Annotated in this window: 18 protein-coding genes and 2 pseudogenes; 10 read left to right on the top strand and 10 right to left on the bottom strand. The window is 51.0% G+C overall.

Features of this window, described 5'->3' with window-relative positions; genetic code table 11:
• Nucleotides 1–67: 67 nt before the first annotated feature.
• The 3 genes and pseudogenes from SCD_RS01335 to SCD_RS01325 form a co-directional block, all read right to left on the bottom strand.
• A pseudogene (locus SCD_RS01335) lies at nucleotides 68–1,464 on the bottom strand (ammonium transporter).
• A gap of 14 nt (nucleotides 1,465–1,478) precedes the next feature.
• Nucleotides 1,479–1,817 (bottom strand): P-II family nitrogen regulator, encoded by a 339-nt coding sequence (gene glnK / locus SCD_RS01330; protein ID WP_009206938.1) that lies wholly within the window; start codon nucleotides 1,815–1,817, stop codon nucleotides 1,479–1,481.
• Between the two features lie 22 nt (nucleotides 1,818–1,839).
• On the bottom strand, nucleotides 1,840–2,682 hold the full coding sequence (locus SCD_RS01325; RefSeq protein WP_009206939.1) for a TorF family putative porin: 843 nt from the start codon (nucleotides 2,680–2,682) through the stop codon (nucleotides 1,840–1,842).
• A 276-nt stretch (nucleotides 2,683–2,958) separates the two neighbouring features.
• Here SCD_RS01325 and SCD_RS01320 point away from each other — a divergent pair, with 276 nt between their 5' ends.
• Nucleotides 2,959–3,210 (top strand): accessory factor UbiK family protein, encoded by a 252-nt coding sequence (locus SCD_RS01320; protein ID WP_009206940.1) that lies wholly within the window; start codon nucleotides 2,959–2,961, stop codon nucleotides 3,208–3,210.
• A gap of 3 nt (nucleotides 3,211–3,213) precedes the next feature.
• A pseudogene (locus tag SCD_RS01315) lies at nucleotides 3,214–4,056 on the top strand (YifB family Mg chelatase-like AAA ATPase); the annotation flags it as partial.
• A 310-nt stretch (nucleotides 4,057–4,366) separates the two neighbouring features.
• Here SCD_RS01315 and SCD_RS01310 read toward each other — a convergent pair.
• The 4 genes from SCD_RS01310 to SCD_RS01295 are packed head-to-tail and all read right to left on the bottom strand — an operon-like array spanning nucleotide 4,367 to nucleotide 6,581.
• Entirely contained in the window at nucleotides 4,367–5,272 is a 906-nt protein-coding gene (locus SCD_RS01310; RefSeq protein ID WP_009206942.1) for an ImmA/IrrE family metallo-endopeptidase, read from the bottom strand.
• Nucleotides 5,269–5,763, bottom strand: coding sequence for a helix-turn-helix domain-containing protein (locus tag SCD_RS01305; RefSeq protein WP_009206943.1), 495 nt, complete (start codon nucleotides 5,761–5,763; stop codon nucleotides 5,269–5,271). The genes SCD_RS01310 and SCD_RS01305 overlap by 4 nt, the downstream gene beginning before the upstream one ends.
• A gap of 9 nt (nucleotides 5,764–5,772) precedes the next feature.
• Nucleotides 5,773–6,372 (bottom strand): GNAT family N-acetyltransferase, encoded by a 600-nt coding sequence (locus SCD_RS01300; RefSeq protein WP_009206944.1) that lies wholly within the window; start codon nucleotides 6,370–6,372, stop codon nucleotides 5,773–5,775.
• A complete protein-coding gene (locus SCD_RS01295) occupies nucleotides 6,369–6,581 on the bottom strand; it encodes a ribbon-helix-helix protein, CopG family (protein ID WP_009206945.1) in 213 nt (70 codons plus the stop codon). The genes SCD_RS01300 and SCD_RS01295 overlap by 4 nt, the downstream gene beginning before the upstream one ends.
• A 119-nt stretch (nucleotides 6,582–6,700) precedes the next feature.
• Between SCD_RS01295 and SCD_RS01290 the strand changes: the two genes are divergently transcribed.
• From SCD_RS01290 to SCD_RS01280, 3 genes are read left to right on the top strand one after another with little or no spacing between them, the layout of a single operon-like run.
• Entirely contained in the window at nucleotides 6,701–6,964 is a 264-nt protein-coding gene (locus tag SCD_RS01290) for a multiubiquitin domain-containing protein (protein ID WP_009206946.1), read from the top strand.
• 1 nt (nucleotide 6,965) lies between these two features.
• Entirely contained in the window at nucleotides 6,966–7,355 is a 390-nt protein-coding gene (locus SCD_RS17080; RefSeq protein WP_009206947.1) for an E2/UBC family protein, read from the top strand.
• 17 nt (nucleotides 7,356–7,372) lie between these two features.
• Nucleotides 7,373–8,719 carry a HesA/MoeB/ThiF family protein gene (locus SCD_RS01280; protein ID WP_198408606.1) on the top strand — a complete coding sequence of 449 codons (1,347 nt, stop codon included), beginning with the start codon at nucleotides 7,373–7,375 and terminating at the stop codon, nucleotides 8,717–8,719.
• Here SCD_RS01280 and SCD_RS17075 read toward each other — a convergent pair.
• Nucleotides 8,703–8,837 (bottom strand): DUF6527 family protein, encoded by a 135-nt coding sequence (locus SCD_RS17075; RefSeq protein WP_408645534.1) that lies wholly within the window; start codon nucleotides 8,835–8,837, stop codon nucleotides 8,703–8,705. The two genes, SCD_RS01280 and SCD_RS17075, sit on opposite strands and share 17 nt — an antisense overlap.
• A 1,037-nt stretch (nucleotides 8,838–9,874) precedes the next feature.
• Between SCD_RS17075 and SCD_RS01275 the strand changes: the two genes are divergently transcribed.
• Nucleotides 9,875–12,349: a DEAD/DEAH box helicase gene (locus SCD_RS01275; protein ID WP_021035741.1), complete on the top strand. Its 2,475-nt coding sequence runs from the start codon at nucleotides 9,875–9,877 to the stop codon at nucleotides 12,347–12,349.
• Nucleotides 12,350–12,836: 487 nt separating this feature from the next.
• Here SCD_RS01275 and SCD_RS01270 read toward each other — a convergent pair whose 3' ends face one another.
• On the bottom strand, nucleotides 12,837–13,733 hold the full coding sequence (locus SCD_RS01270) for a hypothetical protein (RefSeq protein ID WP_009206950.1): 897 nt from the start codon (nucleotides 13,731–13,733) through the stop codon (nucleotides 12,837–12,839).
• Between the two features lie 737 nt (nucleotides 13,734–14,470).
• Between SCD_RS01270 and SCD_RS01260 the strand changes: the two genes are divergently transcribed.
• A complete protein-coding gene (locus SCD_RS01260; protein ID WP_009206951.1) occupies nucleotides 14,471–15,106 on the top strand; it encodes a hypothetical protein in 636 nt (211 codons plus the stop codon).
• 65 nt (nucleotides 15,107–15,171) lie between these two features.
• On the opposite strand, the gene SCD_RS01255 is transcribed toward SCD_RS01260, so the two are convergent.
• The gene (locus tag SCD_RS01255; protein ID WP_009206952.1) at nucleotides 15,172–16,152 is read right to left on the bottom strand and encodes a hypothetical protein; all 981 of its coding nucleotides are present in this window, start codon (nucleotides 16,150–16,152) and stop codon (nucleotides 15,172–15,174) included.
• 443 nt (nucleotides 16,153–16,595) lie between these two features.
• Between SCD_RS01255 and SCD_RS01250 the strand changes: the two genes are divergently transcribed.
• The 3 genes from SCD_RS01250 to SCD_RS01240 all read left to right on the top strand — a co-directional run bounded on the left by SCD_RS01250 (nucleotide 16,596) and on the right by SCD_RS01240 (nucleotide 17,981).
• Nucleotides 16,596–17,021 carry a hypothetical protein gene (locus SCD_RS01250; protein ID WP_009206953.1) on the top strand — a complete coding sequence of 142 codons (426 nt, stop codon included), beginning with the start codon at nucleotides 16,596–16,598 and terminating at the stop codon, nucleotides 17,019–17,021.
• Between the two features lie 77 nt (nucleotides 17,022–17,098).
• A complete protein-coding gene (locus SCD_RS01245) occupies nucleotides 17,099–17,368 on the top strand; it encodes a hypothetical protein (protein ID WP_009206954.1) in 270 nt (89 codons plus the stop codon).
• Between the two features lie 106 nt (nucleotides 17,369–17,474).
• On the top strand, nucleotides 17,475–17,981 hold the full coding sequence (locus SCD_RS01240; protein WP_041673280.1) for a DUF2938 family protein: 507 nt from the start codon (nucleotides 17,475–17,477) through the stop codon (nucleotides 17,979–17,981).
• The last annotated feature ends 3 nt before the right edge of the window (nucleotides 17,982–17,984 follow it).

The raw sequence follows: 17,984 nt of genomic DNA, 5'->3' as shown, positions 1-17,984 counted from the left end.
GAAAATCGCCTGATCGCAAATAAAAAAGGGCGCCCGAAGGCGCCCTGAATACTGCGAGAGATGATTGTTATTCGACGTGCTCGCCATGCAGCGCAACGTCCAGGCCTTCGCGTTCTTCTTCTTCGGAGACGCGCAAGCCAATGGCGACATCGATCACCTTGAGGATGATATAGGTCATCACCAGACCGTAGACTACCGTGACACCAACACCCAACAACTGGGTGACGACCTGGCCGCCGTTGCCTTCCAGCAGGCCAGCGGTTCCACCGATTTCCTTGACCGCGAACACGCCGGTCAGGATGGCGCCGACGATGCCGCCCACGCCGTGCACGCCGAAGGCATCGAGCGAGTCGTCATAACCGAGCATACGCTTCAGGCTGGTTGCGCCCCAGAAGCAGGTCACGCCAGCAGCCAGGCCGATGATCAGCCCGCCCATCGGGCCGACGAAACCGGATGCGGGGGTGATGGCAACCAGACCGGCAACAGCACCGGAAGCGATGCCCAGCACACTGGGCTTGCCCTTGCCCATCCACTCCGCGAACATCCAGGAGAGCGCGGCAGCGGCAGCGCCGATCTGGGTTACCGCCATGGCCATGCCGGCACGACCGTCGGCTGCCACCGCAGAGCCGGCATTGAAGCCGAACCAGCCTACCCACAGCATGGCTGCACCGATGATGGTCAGCACCAGGTTGTGCGGAGCCATGGGTTCACGACCATAGCCAAGACGCTTGCCAAGGACGATGGCTGCCACCAGGCCGGCAATACCGGCGTTGATGTGCACGACGGTACCGCCAGCGTAGTCGAGCACGCCCTTGTCCAGCAGCCAGCCGCCAGGACCCCATACCCAGTGCGCAACCGGTGCGTACACCGCGAGCGACCAGATCGCCATGAACCACAGCATGGCAGAGAACTTCATACGGTCGGCAAAGGCACCGGCGATCAGGGCCGGGTGATAATGGCGAAGGTCATCTGGAACATCATGAACACCGACTCGGGGATGTTCTGGCCGTCAGTACCGGCCATCTCATTCACCCCCATGCCACCCAGGAACAACCTGTCCAACCCGCCTATCCAGGGACCGCCTGCACGGAACGCCAGGCTGTAACCTGCGATCATCCATATTACCGTGATCAGGGCGGTGATCGAGAAGCTTTGCATCAGCGTGGCGAGCACGTTCTTCTTGCGCACCATGCCGCCGTAGAACAGTGCCAGACCGGGAATGGTCATGAACAGCACCAGCGCTGTTGAGGTCAGAAGCCAGGCGGTGTTGCCACTGTCCAGTTTCTGTGCCACCGGAGCGGGTGCAGCATCCGGTTCCGCTGCCGGGGCTACAGCAGTTACTGCGGCTTCGGGTGCGGTTACAGCCGGCATGGCATCAGCCGGAGCTGCAGCTTCCTCGGCAAGGGTCAGGCCGGAGAATCCCAGCATCCCCAGCAAGGCGAGCATACTCAAGATTTTTTTCATTATGGCTTGCTCCTTTAAAGGGCATCCGGGCCGGATTCACCGGTGCGGATGCGGACGACCTGTTCCAGGTTAAAGACGAAAACCTTGCCGTCGCCGATCTTGCCGGTCTTGGCGGATTTTTCGATGGCCTCGATCACCTGATCGACCATGTCTTCCTTGATCGCCGCCTCGATTTTGACTTTCGGCAAAAAATCGACAACGTATTCGGCACCGCGATACAGCTCGGTGTGGCCCTTTTGCCTACCAAAGCCCTTGACCTCGGTGACGGTGATGCCCTGTACGCCAATGGCGGAAAGCGCCTCACGCACTTCGTCGAGCTTGAACGGCTTGATGATTGCGGTTACTAGTTTCATGTTGGCTCCTAGCGTACTTGGATCAGAAAGTTTTGCCGAAGGTCAGCAGTACACGGCCCTTGCCGGCAGAGTAGGCATCAGTGCTGTTGTTGTTGACATAACAGTAAACGTCGTTGGCCGTTGCTGCCGCTGCGCCGCTACAGTTGTCCTTTGCATTGGTGGTCGAATAGGCAAGGCTGAATACGCCAAATCCCATATCCTTGGTTGCACCCAGCTTGTAGTCACTGTAAGAAGCATCCGTGTTGCCTTTGACTTTCTGGTGGCCGACATGGCCATTGATGCCCCAGCCGTTGCCAAGATCATAGGCTGCATTGGCTTCGAGATAGCTGCTGCCCGTTGTTTTGTCGAGTGTCGTGCCGGTTTTGGCCCAGCCAAAGAGTGCGGTGGTGGAGTGCGAATACTTCAGGGTCAGCCATTTCCAGCTCAAGGCACCGTAAAGCTCGGTGGTATCCTGATCGAGAATAGTGCCATTCAAGGTTTTTCCGCTGCCTGGGTAATTGTAGGTCAGCACGCCCACATCATAGCCCAGATCGTCGCTAATACTGCCTTTGTAGCCGCCATAAACATCGACTTCCACATTGGCGCTTGCCCCAGGCACAGCATCGCCAATCCAGGAGATGCTGGAACCCCAGACACCTGCATAGAAGCCGCTGGCATGCGCGTAATCAAAACCGCCTTGGATAGCTGGCTTGCCGCGAGTTTGAGCGATGCCGCGATAAATGTATTCGGATGCCAGCGTGGCGTTGCCCGTGAAAGTGTGGGGCGAAGCGGCTGCCGCGTCTGCCGCGCTGGCTGACGGAACAGTGAAAAGGGCGGGCAGAGTAACAACACCTGCCAGGACCAGTGCTTGAGAAATTTTACGCATGATATTTTCCTTTCAAGTGAAATGAGATAAGCCTCGCCTTGTTCTTAGCATTTGCCGTGCCAGAATTATTATTCTGTGTGTATTCAACAATATAGCGTTTTTTTGTGGGTTAGCTATGCGTGCCTGGCACCGATTTGAGTCATCCTGGCGGCCAGATGCACCAATAAAGTGCGCGTGTTCGGCCGGCCTCATTTTGGTACACTGAATGGGGTAAGCAGGTATTTCGCCGTATGGTGAAAGCTCGCAAAAAATTCAAGTTTATACAAGGAGCAATTCATGATGTTGGGCCAAAAAGTGTTTGAAGAAATCAGCGGTAAGCTTGGCCAGGTGCTGGCCGACAGTCCGGCCAAGGATCTGGAAAAGAACCTGCGTGCCGTGCTGCAAGGCGTGTTCACCAAACTGGATCTGGTGACGCGCGAGGAATTCGACGTGCAACAGGCTGTGCTCCTTAAGACCCGCGAAAAGCTGGAAGCGCTGGAAGCCAAGGTTGCCGAGATGGAGAAACCATCCGGCGCAAGTCCGGAGTAAGCGATGGGGCTGGCGGTCTTGTACAGCCGGGCATTGGCCGGCATGGAAGCACCGCTGGTGACGGTCGAGGTGCACCTGTCAAATGGGCTGCCCAGCTTCAATCTGGTCGGACTACCCGAGATCGAAGTAAGGGAGAGCAAGGACAGGGTGCGATCCGCCCTGCTCAATGCTCAGTTCGAATTTCCCGCCCGTCGCATTACCGTCAATCTTGCGCCCGCCGATTTACCCAAGGAAAGCGGCCGTTTCGACCTGCCGATCGCACTTGGCATCCTGGCGGCATCCGGGCAAATTCCCTTGAATGACCTGGCGCAGTACGAGTTTGCCGGCGAGCTTGCCCTGACCGGCGCACTGCGCCCGATACGCGGGGCGCTGGCAATGACTTGCAAAGCCAGTCAGGACGGGCGCGCCTTCATTCTTCCCGTCGAGAATGCCGCCGAAGCCGCTTTGGTGGAAGAAGCTAAAATTTATCCGGCCAGTTCGCTGCTCGAAGTTTGCGCCCAACTCACCGGTCGACAGTTGCTTGCCAGGTGGCAGGAGATTCCCGAGGCAAGTCAGCGGAGCTATCCCGATTTCAGCGAAGTCAAGGGGCAGGCCCATGCCAAGCGTGCTCTCGAGATCGCGGCCGCCGGAGGGCACAGCATCCTGATGGCGGGCCCGCCAGGCACCGGCAAGACCATGCTGGCTGCCCGACTGCCCGGCATTCTGCCGGCCATGACCGAGAGCCAGGCGCTGGAGTCCGCGGCGATTCAATCTCTCAACGGCGGCTTCAAGATCGAGCACTGGAAGCAACGGCCTTATCGCTCGCCGCATCATTCCGCTTCCGGTCCGGCGCTGGTGGGAGGCGGCTGGAGGGATTAAAATTATTTAAGAATATGTGATAATTAATTAAGATTATCGCTATTTAAGAATTTCTCGACGAATTCTGACGTTGGCCCGTTACGGTCAGCAACGTGCCAGAAAGAGGCATTGCGGAGAAAATAATGCCCCGCTGATGAACGACAGCTTTTGGCAGAAGCGGCCACTCGTAGGAGGTCTGGTTGTCAGCATTGTGTGTCCGCTTTCAAGGTTCGTCGAACGGTTGCTATCGACAAGCCGCACTCAAGTTTACTGTAATAGTCTTTCTGAAAGCTTCTACGGAGAGTTGTGTTCAGGTCAATTAAAAAAATACTTGAATAGGCTGTGGCCGCACCCAGCACCCTAGTGTCAACACATTGTGGCTATTGCTGAAGCTCTCCATGAGGAGCACTTGAAGCTCGCCATCTATATCAGCCACTTGAATTTCCGAACAGCCCAGTGGCCCAGATTTATTATATCCACAGTAAGATTGTTTCCACCCCCAAATATCCTCTTCGCATACATTTTGAAACTGCTGTTCAAACTTTTCTGAGCGAACAAAGTACTCAATTTTCGAATTACCTTCACAATAATGTTTAGGATGCTCCCCAACGGCGGCAAAAATTGCATGCTCGCTCTGTTCGACACACCTCCATAGAGTACTGGTAATTGTGTTGCCAAAGTGCTTGGCTAATTTTCGAACATGATCTATCGATATTTCACTCGAAAGTCTTGCTTCAGTAAAATTATTGTGTGGAAAAAGAAGCCGTCCAGAACCGTAATTCGCTTCTGCCTCAATAAATTGGTGGCAAGACTGCGATAGAGTTTCCTTGTCATCACCTAGCATGTATTCCGCATGCCACGGAATAAGGCTGTGTGCTACTTCGTGCGATTCATACCATCGCTTCTTCAAATCGGGAACTCTCCCGTCAATGAGAATGCGCTTCCCATCTGGAATGAATAACGCATTCAGGTCAAACTTGCGCACCGCGTCCAACAACAAGCCTGGGCGATTGATTACTTGCTTAGCACCAACCCTGAGTTTGTGAACCACTTCATCAAGAAGCTTTGGATCATCAAGTTGGTAGTAGTGCAAGTCTAATCGCAACAACTCACGCACCTGTGGCAACATAATCATGCCATCTGTATAGCCCAAGTCACGATGCACCCTGTCTATATGCTGATCAATATCCTTGGCTGTTCTCTTGTCGAGATGGATATTTTTCACTGCGTTTTAGATGTTGATTGAGCCAGTGCTTGGATTAGTGCTCGAATCGCATCATATTCTTCATCACTAATTGATTCTGTTCCATTGGAGCTGGCAGCAAATCTGACAGAATTGTCGTTGGCTGCAACCATGGTACGGTGATTAGCTAACTGGACAAATTCATTTCGTTTGAAACGGCACACTTCAGCAAGCTGTATTACTGTTCTTGGCCTTGGGTCATAGCTGGATAGTGTTTCGATAGACACCAAGTCTGATTCATCTATGTCCGCAAGTTCAGCCATTTCAGCTCTTGTCCATCCCTTCTGTTCTCGAACGTAACGTACTACCTTGCCAAGTTGGGTTGGTACATTTTGAAGCACAGATGGTGTTACAGTTCTTCGCTCAATATCTTTCTTGAAATCTTCAAGATGAATACCTCCAGCTGCAATGCCATCCTCCTCGCAGTGTGCAAGTCTTTTTGCGAGCCATTCCTGAGTGATCTCAAATTTCATGGCACTCTCCTATCTCAAAAACTCAGTTGCAGCCTTCTGGCTGAGTTCAAAATATTTCAAATTCCCCACGCTTGCATCAATACCTTGGAAATCAAGTCCACAATTTTCATAGAATTCTTCAGATTGCGGAAGTGAATGTAGCCCAATTCTTCCCTTAAAACCGATGTCAATGCTAGTTTCAATAGCGGCTCGCATCAAAATAGTTCCAACACCCTTGAATCTACGAGTCTCTGCAATATTTCTATCGTTCCAAGGTGCGCAAGCAAGATAAGTTACGTACACCAATGGTGTTCCTTTTTGGCTGTCCAATCGAGAAAAATAACCATCCGTAGTTAACAGCATTAAGCCCTGGGGTTCATTATTATATTCAATAGCAAACGTTGGGCAAGAGAGCAGGTTAGCAGAGTTAGCCACCTTGCTTTCCCATTTCCAGTGGTCGTGTTCCATCTTTTCCAGAGTGCGTCCGGACAAGATAATTTCCTTTATATGTGCTTTCCATAATTCGTCAGCACGGCGAGCAAAGCCAGCATCGATACGCTCGTGAAGTGAGGCTTCAACGTATATACCCTGAGCAGGGTTGAATAACGGAACATTAAGGGTGGTTTTCACAAAACGACAAGCTCCTTCTTTTCTTTGATGGTGTCATTCTCTAAGAACAGCTTATCACCTAAATTTTTCCTGTTATTAATTAACTGATACAAACGTAAAGCTTGTCGGAGAACGGCTGTTTTGCTCATGTCTTTTTCAATACACAACTCCTCCAACGCAGTCATCTCTGCTTCAGTTAGATTAAGGGTCATTGTCTTTTTTACAGTCACTTTGCCATCTCCTTTTTCTAAACTATAGACTAACTAGCTAATAATTACAATTAAATTTGCTTGCTATTTAGCTAATTGTTGGCTAATATAAATTCACCAGCCATAATAAGGAGCAAAAAATGAACACTTCTGTCCATGAATCAAAGCAGCAAAAACATGCCGTCCACATCAAAATTGATGAGGTGCAATACGTATTGCCAAGTAACGAAGCTACAGGTGCAGAGCTTCGCGCACTCGTACCAGTGCCGGGTGATCGTGATCTTTGGCTTGATGTGCATGGACCAAAGGACGACATACTTATTCGCCCCGAGTCCAATTACGATGTGAAGTCAGGATCTGATTTTTATACGGCGCCAAGCACGATTAATCCAGGAGGCATGTGAAATGAATCTGCCAGTCCGTGACGTGAAATTCCTCAGTGAACGAGAGTTCAAATGGGAGGTAGTACCTGATCCGCAGGGTGCTGTTTGCCTCTTAATTAAGGAATTTGACGTTACGGCTGGGGGGTTCACTCCATCGATGATTGATCTGATGATTAGAATTCCACCTCAATACCCGATGTCACCGTTGGACATGTGGTATTGCGATCCGCCAATTAGACTGACTACAACAGGGCAGTTTGCGCAGGCTACTGAAGTAATGGAATCGCACTTGGGACGCTCATGGCAACGGTTTTCACGACATTTGAATGGGAATTGGCAACCGGGCGTCGATTGTCTTAGGACATTCTTCGCTCTGATTCAAAGAGAACTTCAAGGGGTGGGGAAGGTATGAGAGACACAAGAATAGTATTGCTAGAACCGCAAATGGCTTTATTGCGAAAACTGCTTTTTGATCGTATGGGAGTGGAGGGGGCGGCATTTTTGCTGTGTGGGCAATCTCAGACTGAACGCGCAACAAAACTTATTGCGCATGTCATCATGCCGATAGCTGAGGAGGATTTCCTTTACCGTGAAGCTTATGGCTTAAGCATTTCATCTAGCGCTTTGGTACGGATAACTAAGCAAGCCAAGATTGAGAACCTCAGCATTATCTTTGCTCACTCACATCCAGAAGGTTTTGCTGACTTTTCCGATCAAGATGATGGTGAAGAACTGAAGCTTCTGCCTTTCTTACAGAAACGCGTCCCCGACAGGGTGCATGGCACATTGGTTCTAACAGAGAATGATATTCGTGGACGATTATATCTTCCGCACCAAGAACCAGCAGATGTCATTTTAGAAGTGGGGGCTCGAATTCGTAGTTGGTCTAAGAATCCAGAAAACGAAATTACTGCTATCTTTGATCGTCAAGTTAGAGCATTTGGCCAAGATATTCAGAAAATACTTTCCAATTTACATATCGGCATTGTTGGATTGGGTGGGACTGGTTCGCCAGTGGCCGAACAATTATGCCGCCTTGGGGTTGGGCGTCTTTCATTGTTTGATGGGGATGTATTGGATGCAACTAACGTCAATCGTGTTTATGGGTCTAAGGTTGATGATGCCGGGCAGTTCAAGGTTGAAATAATTAAAAGGCACCTCGATAGTATCGGTTTAAAAACCATCATAGACGTCTTTCCTAAACACATAACTGACAAAAACACGGCTGAATCCATTCGAGATTGCGACGTTGTATTTGGTTGTACAGACAATGAATTGCCACGTTCGATTCTTACTCAATTAGCAATGCATTACAATATTCCCGTAATAGATTTAGGCGTATTGATAAGTTCACAACATGGAGCCATTACAAGTGTATATGGTCGCGTGACAACTTTGATTTCTGGAGAAGCTTGTCTTTTCTGCCGTGGGCGGATATCGGCTGAAGCTATTCGAGTCGAAACTCTTTCTGATGAAGATCGACGCAACCAAATCCGTGATGGTTATGCACCAGAGCTTGATGAGCCGGCACCAGCTGTAATTGCTTTTACTAGCGCAACTGCCAGCGCAGCCATCTCTGAATTACTGCATCGTCTAACCGGATTTATGGGGGAAGAGCGTCAATCTTCTGAAGTGCTTTTAGCGTTTGACCAGTCGCGCATTCGGACCAATCGTATCGAGCCAAGAGACGGCTGTTTTTGTGGCGATCATACAATGTGGGGACGTGGAGATGTACAGCCGTACCTTGATATGGTCTGGGCTACTCACACCAAATAACGCTTCCATCACGAATCCAGAAATGGGCACCGCACTGCATAGCGTCAACGGATGGATGAACAGAAAATGAGGTGGGTGTGCGTATTTCTATCGACCAGTGAGGTTTGTGACTCTGCATGAGGTTTAGCGCGATTTGCTGATTACATCCACAAGGACAGGTAAAGAGGAGCCATTTATTGGTTTTCCCTCCGCGAATGATTGCAGCAACACCCTGTTGGCGTGCTGCTGATGTGGCTGAGGCTCGGTCATTAAATTCCAGGAGTTTAAATTTCTGTTCGAGTGGATTTCTGGGTTTTTGAGCAAAGCCAAAGAATTGTGCTAAGGCACTTACAAGTTTGCGTATCATGAAAATCAAGTGAAGTTATGCTAACAAATTACGGGAAGAAGAATAATCATTAAAATAACTCTTATGGAAAATAAGAACACTCATAAAGCGTAACTAATTATCCGCAAAACGAATGTGGGACAAGCCTAGTAATTGTAGTAAAAGTGTACACTGAAACTGCTGGATCAGGGGCAGAAGCGTCACTCAAAGAACTCAATAAGCAGACATTCGCTGATAGTAGAATCAGATAACTTGTGACAGTCCGCTTTGGCCGAGTTCCTGCCGGATGATCAGTTTCCACCAGCGTCTCCTAAGTCGCGGTAAGCGGCCAATCGCCTTCCATATGTCATCAGACGGATTAGGGTCGATAGTACTCAGCCATCTTTCTCCAGACCGGCCATTGGGCTGGATTCCAGTGAAATGGGCGCTGTGTGTCACGAGGGGAAGTTCGCGCACTTACAATGCCTGTCAGATCAAGGCTGTCTCAATCAAATCCGGCGAATCATGCTGCGGGCTATTAACCTTGCGGCTAACGGGCTTCCATAAAACGCTCGGGGTAGCGTCCACACATGCTTTATCTTAACCCATGCTAGTCGCATTGTCTTAAACGGCTGCTCAGCATCTATCCTGCGAGAAAGCTGACGGTCGCGACCTGCAACAAGCGGCCAGAAGCGGACGTTCCGCCCAAAGACTCAACTGGCTCCGGCAAGCGAGACGCCGCCTGCGCGGGAAAGTTCGCATCAGAATGGGTGCCGCTACTGAATATTAGTCCCCTCAAATAATTTATGCCAGAATCAAACATTAGAAAACCTAAAAAACAGGAGGGGTAAATGGCTTTGGATTTCGGAAAGCTGAATGCGGGAACAGCTGCGAAACAAACGGATCCGCGAAAGATATTCACTACTTTGAAGCGCGATGCGCGCTTCAAGCGTCCCCTTGATGAACAAGCGGATGTTCTAGACGCGTGGTACGCACGCAGGACCGCAAGGGATTTGACCATTAAGATGAACACCGGTGGCGGCAAGACCGTGGTTGGTCTGCTCTGCCTTCAGGGTTCGCTCAACGAAAACGTCAAGCCCGCCGTCTACATAACCCCTGACCCCTTCTTGGTGGTGCAAGTGCTCGCGGAAGCCAAAGCGCTGGGGATCGCCGTAACCGGTGACGAGAAGGATCCGGACTTCATAGCCGGTCGCTCCATCTTGGTGGCTAACGTCCACAAACTCTTCAACGGCCGTTCGGTGTTCGGAGTCGGCGAGAGGAAGATTCCGATAGGCTGCATCGTGATCGACGATGCCCACGCTTGCCTAGGGGTCGTGCACGACCAATTCTGTATAAAGTCCACGGCAGGGAGTCCGGTCTACGACGGGCTGTTGGCGCTCTTCGAGGAGGATCTGAAAGCGCAATCGCCGGCCGGTCTGCTCGATGTCAAGGCTGAGGATCCCAGTGTCGTCATGGCCGTGCCGTACTGGGCCTGGCAGGCTCACCAGGACGATGTCGTCCGTCTCCTGCACGCCCAAAGGAACACTAATGAGCTTGAGTGGAACTGGCCGTTGCTGAATGAGTGCATCCCACAGTGTGCCTGCCTGTTCGGGGGCGGTCGGCTTGAGATCGCCCCGCGCTTTGTCCCCATCGACCGCATCCCGGCCTTTGCTTCCGCGCAAAGGCGCATTTACATGACGGCGACTCTAGCTGACGACACGATTCTGGTCAGTCATTTCCAGGCCGATGCCGCCGAGGTCGCGCAGCCCATTAGGCCAAAAGGTGGCGGGGACATAGGGGATCGAATGATCCTCGCGCCGCAGGAGATCAACCCCGACTTCACGGTCGAGGAGATCAAGGCACTGGTATCCGGCATCGCAAAAGAACTAAACGTGGTGGTCATCGTACCGTCGAACCAGCGAGCCGACTTCTGGAAAGATGTTGCCGAAAGTGTCTTGAACAAGGACAACATCCACAAGGGAGTCGATCGCCTAAAGGCCGGGCACGTTGGCCTGACCGTACTGATAAACAAGTACGATGGCATCGACCTCCCAGGAGCAGCATGCGAGCTGCTCGTCATAGATGGCCTTCCGGAAGTATACGGTTTGGGCGAGCGTCTCGAGATGCTCCTTCTCGACGGGACCAAGAGACAGTTGGTTCGCCAGGTTCAACGAATCGAGCAAGGCATGGGCCGCGGTGTTCGATCAAGCGACGACCACTGCGTAGTGCTGCTGCTCGGCGGAAAGTTGACCCAAAGACTGCATCAGCCGGAAGCGGAGGAAATGTTCTCGTCGGCAACCCGCGCTCAGATCGCTCTTGGAAAGGCGGTCGCAGCCCAGGTCCGTGGCAAGCCCCTCGAAGAACTGAAACCGATTCTAAACCTGTGCCTAAAGCAGGACGACGACTGGACCCAGGCTGGCCGAAACGCCGTAGTGAATGCGCCGCCGATCAATGGCGGTAATCTCGACGAGAATCAAGTGAAACTTCGGGAGGCATTCGATGCCGTCCGCATCGGCAGGTACGACATCGCCATCGACAAGGCGCAGGAAGCGGTGAATGGAACGACGGAGGCTAAAGTCAAGGGCTACCTAAAGCAGCAACTTGCCGAATACACCAACTTCATAAACCCTGCGAACGCGCAGGAATTACAATTGGCTGCCGTGAGCCATAACTCGCGCCTACTAAAGCCCATCACCGGTGCCACCTATAACAAGCTAAGTGCGCCGGTCGCCGGCCAAGCTGCGGCAGCCGTCCGCTTCATGGACAGATTCCTCGAAGGCAATGATCTCATTATCTGGGTGAATGGTTTGCTCGACGACCTAGACTGGGGAGAAGAAGGCAGTAAGCGTTTCGAAGCCGCTATGCTGGACTTGGGCCAGTTCCTGGGATTTGGATCGCAGCGACCGGAAGACAAGGTTGGCCGCGGCCCGGACAATCTCTGGGCGCTCGGAGGACTTAAGTACCTGGTGATAGAGTGCAAGAGTGGGGCAGTGTTGGCCGACAGGGTCTCGAAAGCCGACACCAATCAGCTAAACGGGTCGATAGTCTGGTTCAGCGAGAAATACGACAAGACGTGCTCTATGACGCCCATCATGGTTCACCCAAAAACAGTCTTCGAGTTCGCCGCTTCGCCGCACGCGGACATACGGATCGTGAATGGCCCAGGTCTTAAGAAACTGCGAGATGCGGTTCGCGCCTATTCGGTGTCGTTAACCACTTCCGGAGGTTTTAGGGGCGCAAAAGAAGTGGAGAAGCAGCTTCAGCACCACAAGTTGTCCGCTGCTGAGATTGTCAGGCTATGTACCGTTGCTCAAGGTGCCAAATAGAGATCTACCACATCGGCAATCGTCGGCCTCACCGAACGTTCATCAACGGGCCAAGACTTCGCTGCAAACGAAAGGAACGTCTGCTTCGGCCACGTTCCGGTTCGAACTCACACAATCGACCTATTCTGTTGAAAAACTCATTTTTCATGTGGTTTGAAAAAATTCTAGCCGTTTAGATCGGTTTTCTCTCGAAGATCGTACCCGGGGTCATGTGGAACATAATAGTTCGTTGCAGAACGCTTAATTCTTTTACAACACAGGCCGTTGATAGGATTCTTTGAGCGCAACAGCACCGGGCATTTTTTTAGCCTCCCTCAGAAAAAGAGTTTTTCAACAGAATAGACCCTGAGCGGAAGTTGGCGAAGGGCAGCTATCTGGCAAACAATTTAGCGAGACTCATTTCTCCAAATAACCCATTACAGTCGATGAGATTCCCCGAAACAGCCTTTCAAGGAGCCATAGAATCTCTTGAACTACTTCCCGAACCCTACCTCGACAACGTTGAGCGACATAACCTGAAGAAGTGTTCGTAGATTGGAACAAACAGGCTGGCCTGTTGATTCAGTATGCGAGCCTCCTCTATGACATGCTCGGGTCGAGGGCCAGTCGCTCTTTGCTGGTCTGAGAACACGGAAGCGTAATCACCATTGCCAATCGGCACAGTCTTGTCACATAAGTGATTCGACATGACACGAGCCGCTCGGTAGAGGTCTGCAAGAGCTGCCTGTAGGCCTTTGTCAAGAAACTCCCTGTCGGGCTGGTTCCAGGCCTCGACAAAATCAAAGAGTGGCTGAATGGCCTTGCGGGGATACGATCCTCCGAAATCATGGTCCCGAAGGAGCTGAATAGCCGGCACGAAGGAAAAGACCGACTGGAATTCCTGAAATAGACGCTGGTCGTGCGGTTGCTCCCGTTCAGTCACTGCATGTGGTTTTAAGTGTGGGAAATGCTGATAAACACGCGCCTCATCGAGAGTAAGGTCGTGCCAGACGTCATTCCAGAACAGGATTTCGATGCCAAAGAGACCTGCCGCTTGACGATTCTCTGACCGAGTGCGAACAAACGCCTGAATCTTCTTGTCCGTGAGGGCCGTTGTGGCGATATATAGCATCCTCAGTGCCGGCTCGAAGGCTTCGGCGTTTTCCACCTCGTCTTCAATTGTCCGCTCAGTCACCCCGGAACAAGTGTTCTTGCACTGCAAGCCAACCACTTGCCCCTTATCGTCTTTCCCATATACGTCTACGCCATGCTGCTCTTGCCCTTGGCGTCCGTGTCGCGTGAAATCCGAATTGCGCCAGCGGTTCTTGGCCGCAGAGCACACGATATCTTCAAATTCGTCCCAGCCCTTCGGAGGGGCGACGCGCGAATCGGCAAGTGTAGGCATTTATATAGCGACTCCATCGGTTCGTTATTGTCCGAATTCTACTGGCCACGCTTGCCGCGAGCATTGCACACAGCAAGCATCTTATCCGCCCACCAAGCAAATGGAATGCTAATGGCCGCTTGTTGCCGGTCGTGACCGACAGCTTTCTTGCCGGATATCTTACACCTCGACCGGCAGAAAATGGCACGAACCCGAAATAACGTCTTGCTAACTGCCCGCCACAAAGCGGCGTCGATAGTCAACAGAACTCGGACCGGAGCGACCGGCTCCTTTAGCCGAGGAGCGGTCATCCGTAGCGCTTATCTCGAGTTTTCCTAATGGGTCGATTTCAACTGTACGCCTTTCCAGAAAGCTGATTGGAGGGATTAAAATTAAGAATATGTGATAATTAATTTCTCGACGTTTGTCTCGCCATCGGCGCGCAGCGCCCCACCAAGTCACCCCGGTCATGTCAGGCATGCGCATCGAACTGATGATGACGTCGGGACGATTCTCTCCGCCCATCGCCTTCAACGCACTCGCGCCATCCTTGAACACTTTGGAGGACAGGACGCCAATCGTTTTCAGGTGCGCATCAATAAACTGGGATTAAACATTGGAAGGCTCGACCACGAAAACGGATAGTGTGCTGATGCCTATAAACAGCGCATCAGGTCGGCAGATTGCAATCTGGCCGAGATGGCTATGGCATACAAGTTGCTTAATGCAAATCAATTACACAGGCAATCGAGGATGCCATGATAACAATACAGCCCTATGCAGCCTTGCCTGCGGTTGCGGCAAAAACAACCTTGCCGCCCCAGCGGCAAACCTCTGCCGGTGAACCGGCAAAAACCGCCGATGCAGTGACCATCTCGCAAGCAGCATGGGATGCACTTGCGCTATCTTCCACCAATTCAGTCGACGCCAGGCTCACCGAGATCAAGTCTAAAGACGCCTTGAGCAGAACGCAGGAAGAAACGGATTACGTGCTCGCCCACGACACCAGGTTCGCTGCAATCCGCGACAAGATGAAAGAAAACCATGGCCCCGACAGTCTTACAGCTGAAGAACTCGATTACGCGCAAAAGGCCGGGGGGCTCGTCAATACCATGGCCAATCTCAACCCTGCGGAAAAAACGCTGTATAACAAAATGGTTGCCAGCGGCAACACGGCCGCTGTCGCAGGCCTGAGCCAGATTGCACTCATCAGGATGATGGGGCATACGGCCGGCGGCGCCAATGGAACTACTTACGATCCGATCAACACGGAAATTACTGCGGCAAACATCGAGAAATATTTTAGCCACTCCATCATTGATCCTAGCGGAAAAGCCCAATCTCAATTCCAGGCTTTGATTCAGTATTTGCAAAGCAATCCAGCGACCGCGTAACGGTGTGTGGATTTCGTGCTGAGGTTAATATTCAGTCACGTTGAATTTGCATGATGCCGACCGACTCAAAACTCTCCAGTATTATTCTCATTCAATGGAAGGCCTCGCGGTGCCAGCTTGGCATGGATTTCAGTGGCGAATGCTTCAATCATATCGCACAGTGAACCTATTTCTTCCTTCGTTACCGAGATTGGATTCCCAGTCTTGTCATGGCCGCTTCGATGAACAATATGATGGCGTTTGACGAGTGCTTCCTCAAATTGCTTGAAACTGGGGGGCTCTATGCCGAGTCCGGTTTTGAGTAGCGGTGCAACTCTATCCCAGCGATGCCAGACGAGATTTTGTAAGTAACCCTTAACGTGCTCCTTTAGGCCGGCATGTTGCTTGAAGATGTCACCAAGCTTCATCGGTTGGTCTTTCAGCGCTGGGATTCGCGTCACGATATCGTGTAGAGCCCTTTCGTCATGCTCAACCCAGTAATCTACCGTCTCCCATAGGAAAGCCTCCAGAGCCGCGACCGTTCCACCGAAGACCAGCTTTTCAGCAAGTGACTTTGCAACCTCATCCCCTTCAAGGGTGAGAACTAGTCGGGCATGCTGCAAGCGTGCCTTGAGCTTGTCCAACGGTTCATTGCTGGTCAGAAGTTGAAGATCAAACCGCTCATCGAAATCGAAATCACTGGGAAAATCATCGCGAATTGGAGCCCATTGGTTACCAACCTCAGTATATAAATCGTGGACGACCTCCTGAATAACATCGTCGTCAACAATACCGGCAAAACGGTGAGATATCTCATCATCAGGGTCATAAGGCCCTCCGTTAATGAAAAGATATCCTCCCTCGCGACCGTTGTAGGGAGTCTCGATAGCTGGGTCACAGAAGCGTGCCAAAAACCATTCTCGCATCGCAATTCGTTGCTCTTCTTCATCTGCTGTCTCGAGCCAATGATCTTGAGGGTCAAATGGCTCATCAACATTAAATGGACTGAATGCCTCTGGCGGAAGATTGCCAAGTTCACTGTCGTCTATATGGTCGTTCCAACCCATTCATGATCTCCTACACGCAATAGAGAAAGGCCCAAAGTAAAAATTATTGCAGAGAAATATATGCACCAGGAATTACGTGGTGAGCATACTCTATGAACTGGCCCGGATGCGAGAGGCTTTAAGGCCCGTAATTTTGCAGTTGGTCCAAAAAGGAAGCATGTCGCTGCACTTTGTCACATCGATACTGTGTATTCCGATTAAACCCGCCGCTTAATATTATGTTCGGTGCCAAAATAGTGGAGTAGTAAAGACCGCAAAAAAGCTGACATATGTCAGGAAGAGTAGATTGAATATTTTCGCATAAACAGTCACTTGATAAGTTTTTGTATTATTATGGCATATGCTAACAAGGTACTTCGGGGCGCTCATAATGAATCGTGCAGTTGTTGAATCCCATGTTCTAAGGATCTTAGTATCCAAGGCTGGGCGGCTGGGTGATTAATATGAGCTTACATGAGCTGCCTTTTGCCAAAATTATTATCCTTCGAGAAGATATTGCTGAAGTCATGATTAATGATGGCGTTGAAATGGACGTAAATATGGTGGGTCAATACCATGACTTTTTGCTTTCACATTTACGAGCCCCATTTTCGTTACTCGTTAATAAGGTTAACTCCTACACATATAATTTCGATGCCCAACAAAAGTTGGCTACCCTGAAAGAAATAAATGTAATGGCCGTGGTCGCTTACAATCGGGCGACAATACTTTCCACGGAAACATTGGCCTCATATCCACGGGATGAGAGATGGAATCTGAAAGTCTTTTTGAATCGAAGCGATGCCATGGCTTGGTTGTTATCGAAGCAAGGCGTTTGCTCCATTGCTAGCGCCTATGCCCGGCTTACCGGGCAACAGGACACCCGGTAAGTGGGCGCTTTGCAACGTGATCCTTTGCGCGGGCGCCTGTTACAATTACATTAGATTCCATCAACAAGGAGCCTCAAATGGCAACATATCTCATTACCTATGATCTCAATCAGCCAGGGCAAAATTACAACGACCTGTTTGAGGCAATAAAAAAAATTGGCATTTGGTGGCACTGCCTAGATTCAACATGGATCGTGAAATCAAGTCTCACGGCGGTTCAGGTGCGAGACTCGCTTACCCCGGCTATTGATAATAACGATTCATTACTTGTTGCCGTTTTGTCCGGTGTTGGAGCATGGACTGGGTTTGATGACGACTGTTCCAGTTGGCTTAAGAATAACTTGTAATTGTTTTCGCTGGTAACGACCATTGCCCAACCCATCATTCCACTAGGCTTGCGCGAAAAGTCGCGCAGGCCGGTGAATTCAAACGCTGATCCACTCAAGGTGAATAATGGAAATAATCGCTTGGGCATTTCTTGGCGGCATAGTCGGTGCCGTACTCATGGATGTCACCGAAACTTATGCGGCTAAAGTCGGCATTACCAGCGGAGTAAATATCGCTTTGGTTGGTCGTTGGTTTCTGGGCTTGCTGCGTGGGCAGTTCGTTCATACCAACATCCTCAATTCCAGGCCATTTCCCCATGAGGTGAAAATGGGCTGGGCATTCCATTTCCTTGTCGGCGGCGGCGGGGTGGCGCTTATCTACCCACTCTTTTTTCAAGCCACTGGACAGCCCCTCCCGAGTAATCATTTGCTTGGCGGTCTGCTATTCGGTTTAGCTACGTCATTGCTGCCTTGGTTCATTCTTTTTCCCTCATTTGGCTGGGGATTTTTCGGGCGGGGCGGACCTCAAGGCTCAAATGCCTTGCTTGCAAGCACGCTTTCCCATATTCCCTATGGCCTCGGGGTCGGGGCTGTTATCACGATGGGCTTAGGTGTGTACAGTACCGCGAAATAAAGG

Origin of the sequence: Sulfuricella denitrificans skB26, assembly GCF_000297055.2 — a bacterium.
Taxonomy (GTDB): Bacteria; Pseudomonadota; Gammaproteobacteria; order Burkholderiales; family Sulfuricellaceae; genus Sulfuricella; species Sulfuricella denitrificans.
This window is presented reverse-complemented; position numbering and strand designations above follow the sequence as displayed.

Excerpts from the sequence above, each read along its gene's own strand:
- glnK (WP_009206938.1), bottom strand. The coding sequence starts at position 1,817 with ATGAAACTAGTAACCGCAATCATCAAGCCGTTCAAGCTCGACGAAGTG.
- SCD_RS01325 (WP_009206939.1), bottom strand. The coding sequence starts at position 2,682 with ATGCGTAAAATTTCTCAAGCACTGGTCCTGGCAGGTGTTGTTACTCTG.
- SCD_RS01320 (WP_009206940.1), top strand. The coding sequence starts at position 2,959 with ATGATGTTGGGCCAAAAAGTGTTTGAAGAAATCAGCGGTAAGCTTGGC.
- SCD_RS01305 (WP_009206943.1), bottom strand. The coding sequence starts at position 5,763 with ATGAAATTTGAGATCACTCAGGAATGGCTCGCAAAAAGACTTGCACAC.
- SCD_RS01290 (WP_009206946.1), top strand. The coding sequence starts at position 6,701 with ATGAACACTTCTGTCCATGAATCAAAGCAGCAAAAACATGCCGTCCAC.
- SCD_RS17080 (WP_009206947.1), top strand. The coding sequence starts at position 6,966 with ATGAATCTGCCAGTCCGTGACGTGAAATTCCTCAGTGAACGAGAGTTC.
- SCD_RS17075 (WP_408645534.1), bottom strand. The coding sequence starts at position 8,837 with ATGCAGAGTCACAAACCTCACTGGTCGATAGAAATACGCACACCCACC.
- SCD_RS01275 (WP_021035741.1), top strand. The coding sequence starts at position 9,875 with ATGGCTTTGGATTTCGGAAAGCTGAATGCGGGAACAGCTGCGAAACAA.
- SCD_RS01270 (WP_009206950.1), bottom strand. The coding sequence starts at position 13,733 with ATGCCTACACTTGCCGATTCGCGCGTCGCCCCTCCGAAGGGCTGGGAC.
- SCD_RS01260 (WP_009206951.1), top strand. The coding sequence starts at position 14,471 with ATGATAACAATACAGCCCTATGCAGCCTTGCCTGCGGTTGCGGCAAAA.
- SCD_RS01255 (WP_009206952.1), bottom strand. The coding sequence starts at position 16,152 with ATGGGTTGGAACGACCATATAGACGACAGTGAACTTGGCAATCTTCCG.
- SCD_RS01250 (WP_009206953.1), top strand. The coding sequence starts at position 16,596 with ATGAGCTTACATGAGCTGCCTTTTGCCAAAATTATTATCCTTCGAGAA.
- SCD_RS01245 (WP_009206954.1), top strand. The coding sequence starts at position 17,099 with ATGGCAACATATCTCATTACCTATGATCTCAATCAGCCAGGGCAAAAT.
- SCD_RS01240 (WP_041673280.1), top strand. The coding sequence starts at position 17,475 with ATGGAAATAATCGCTTGGGCATTTCTTGGCGGCATAGTCGGTGCCGTA.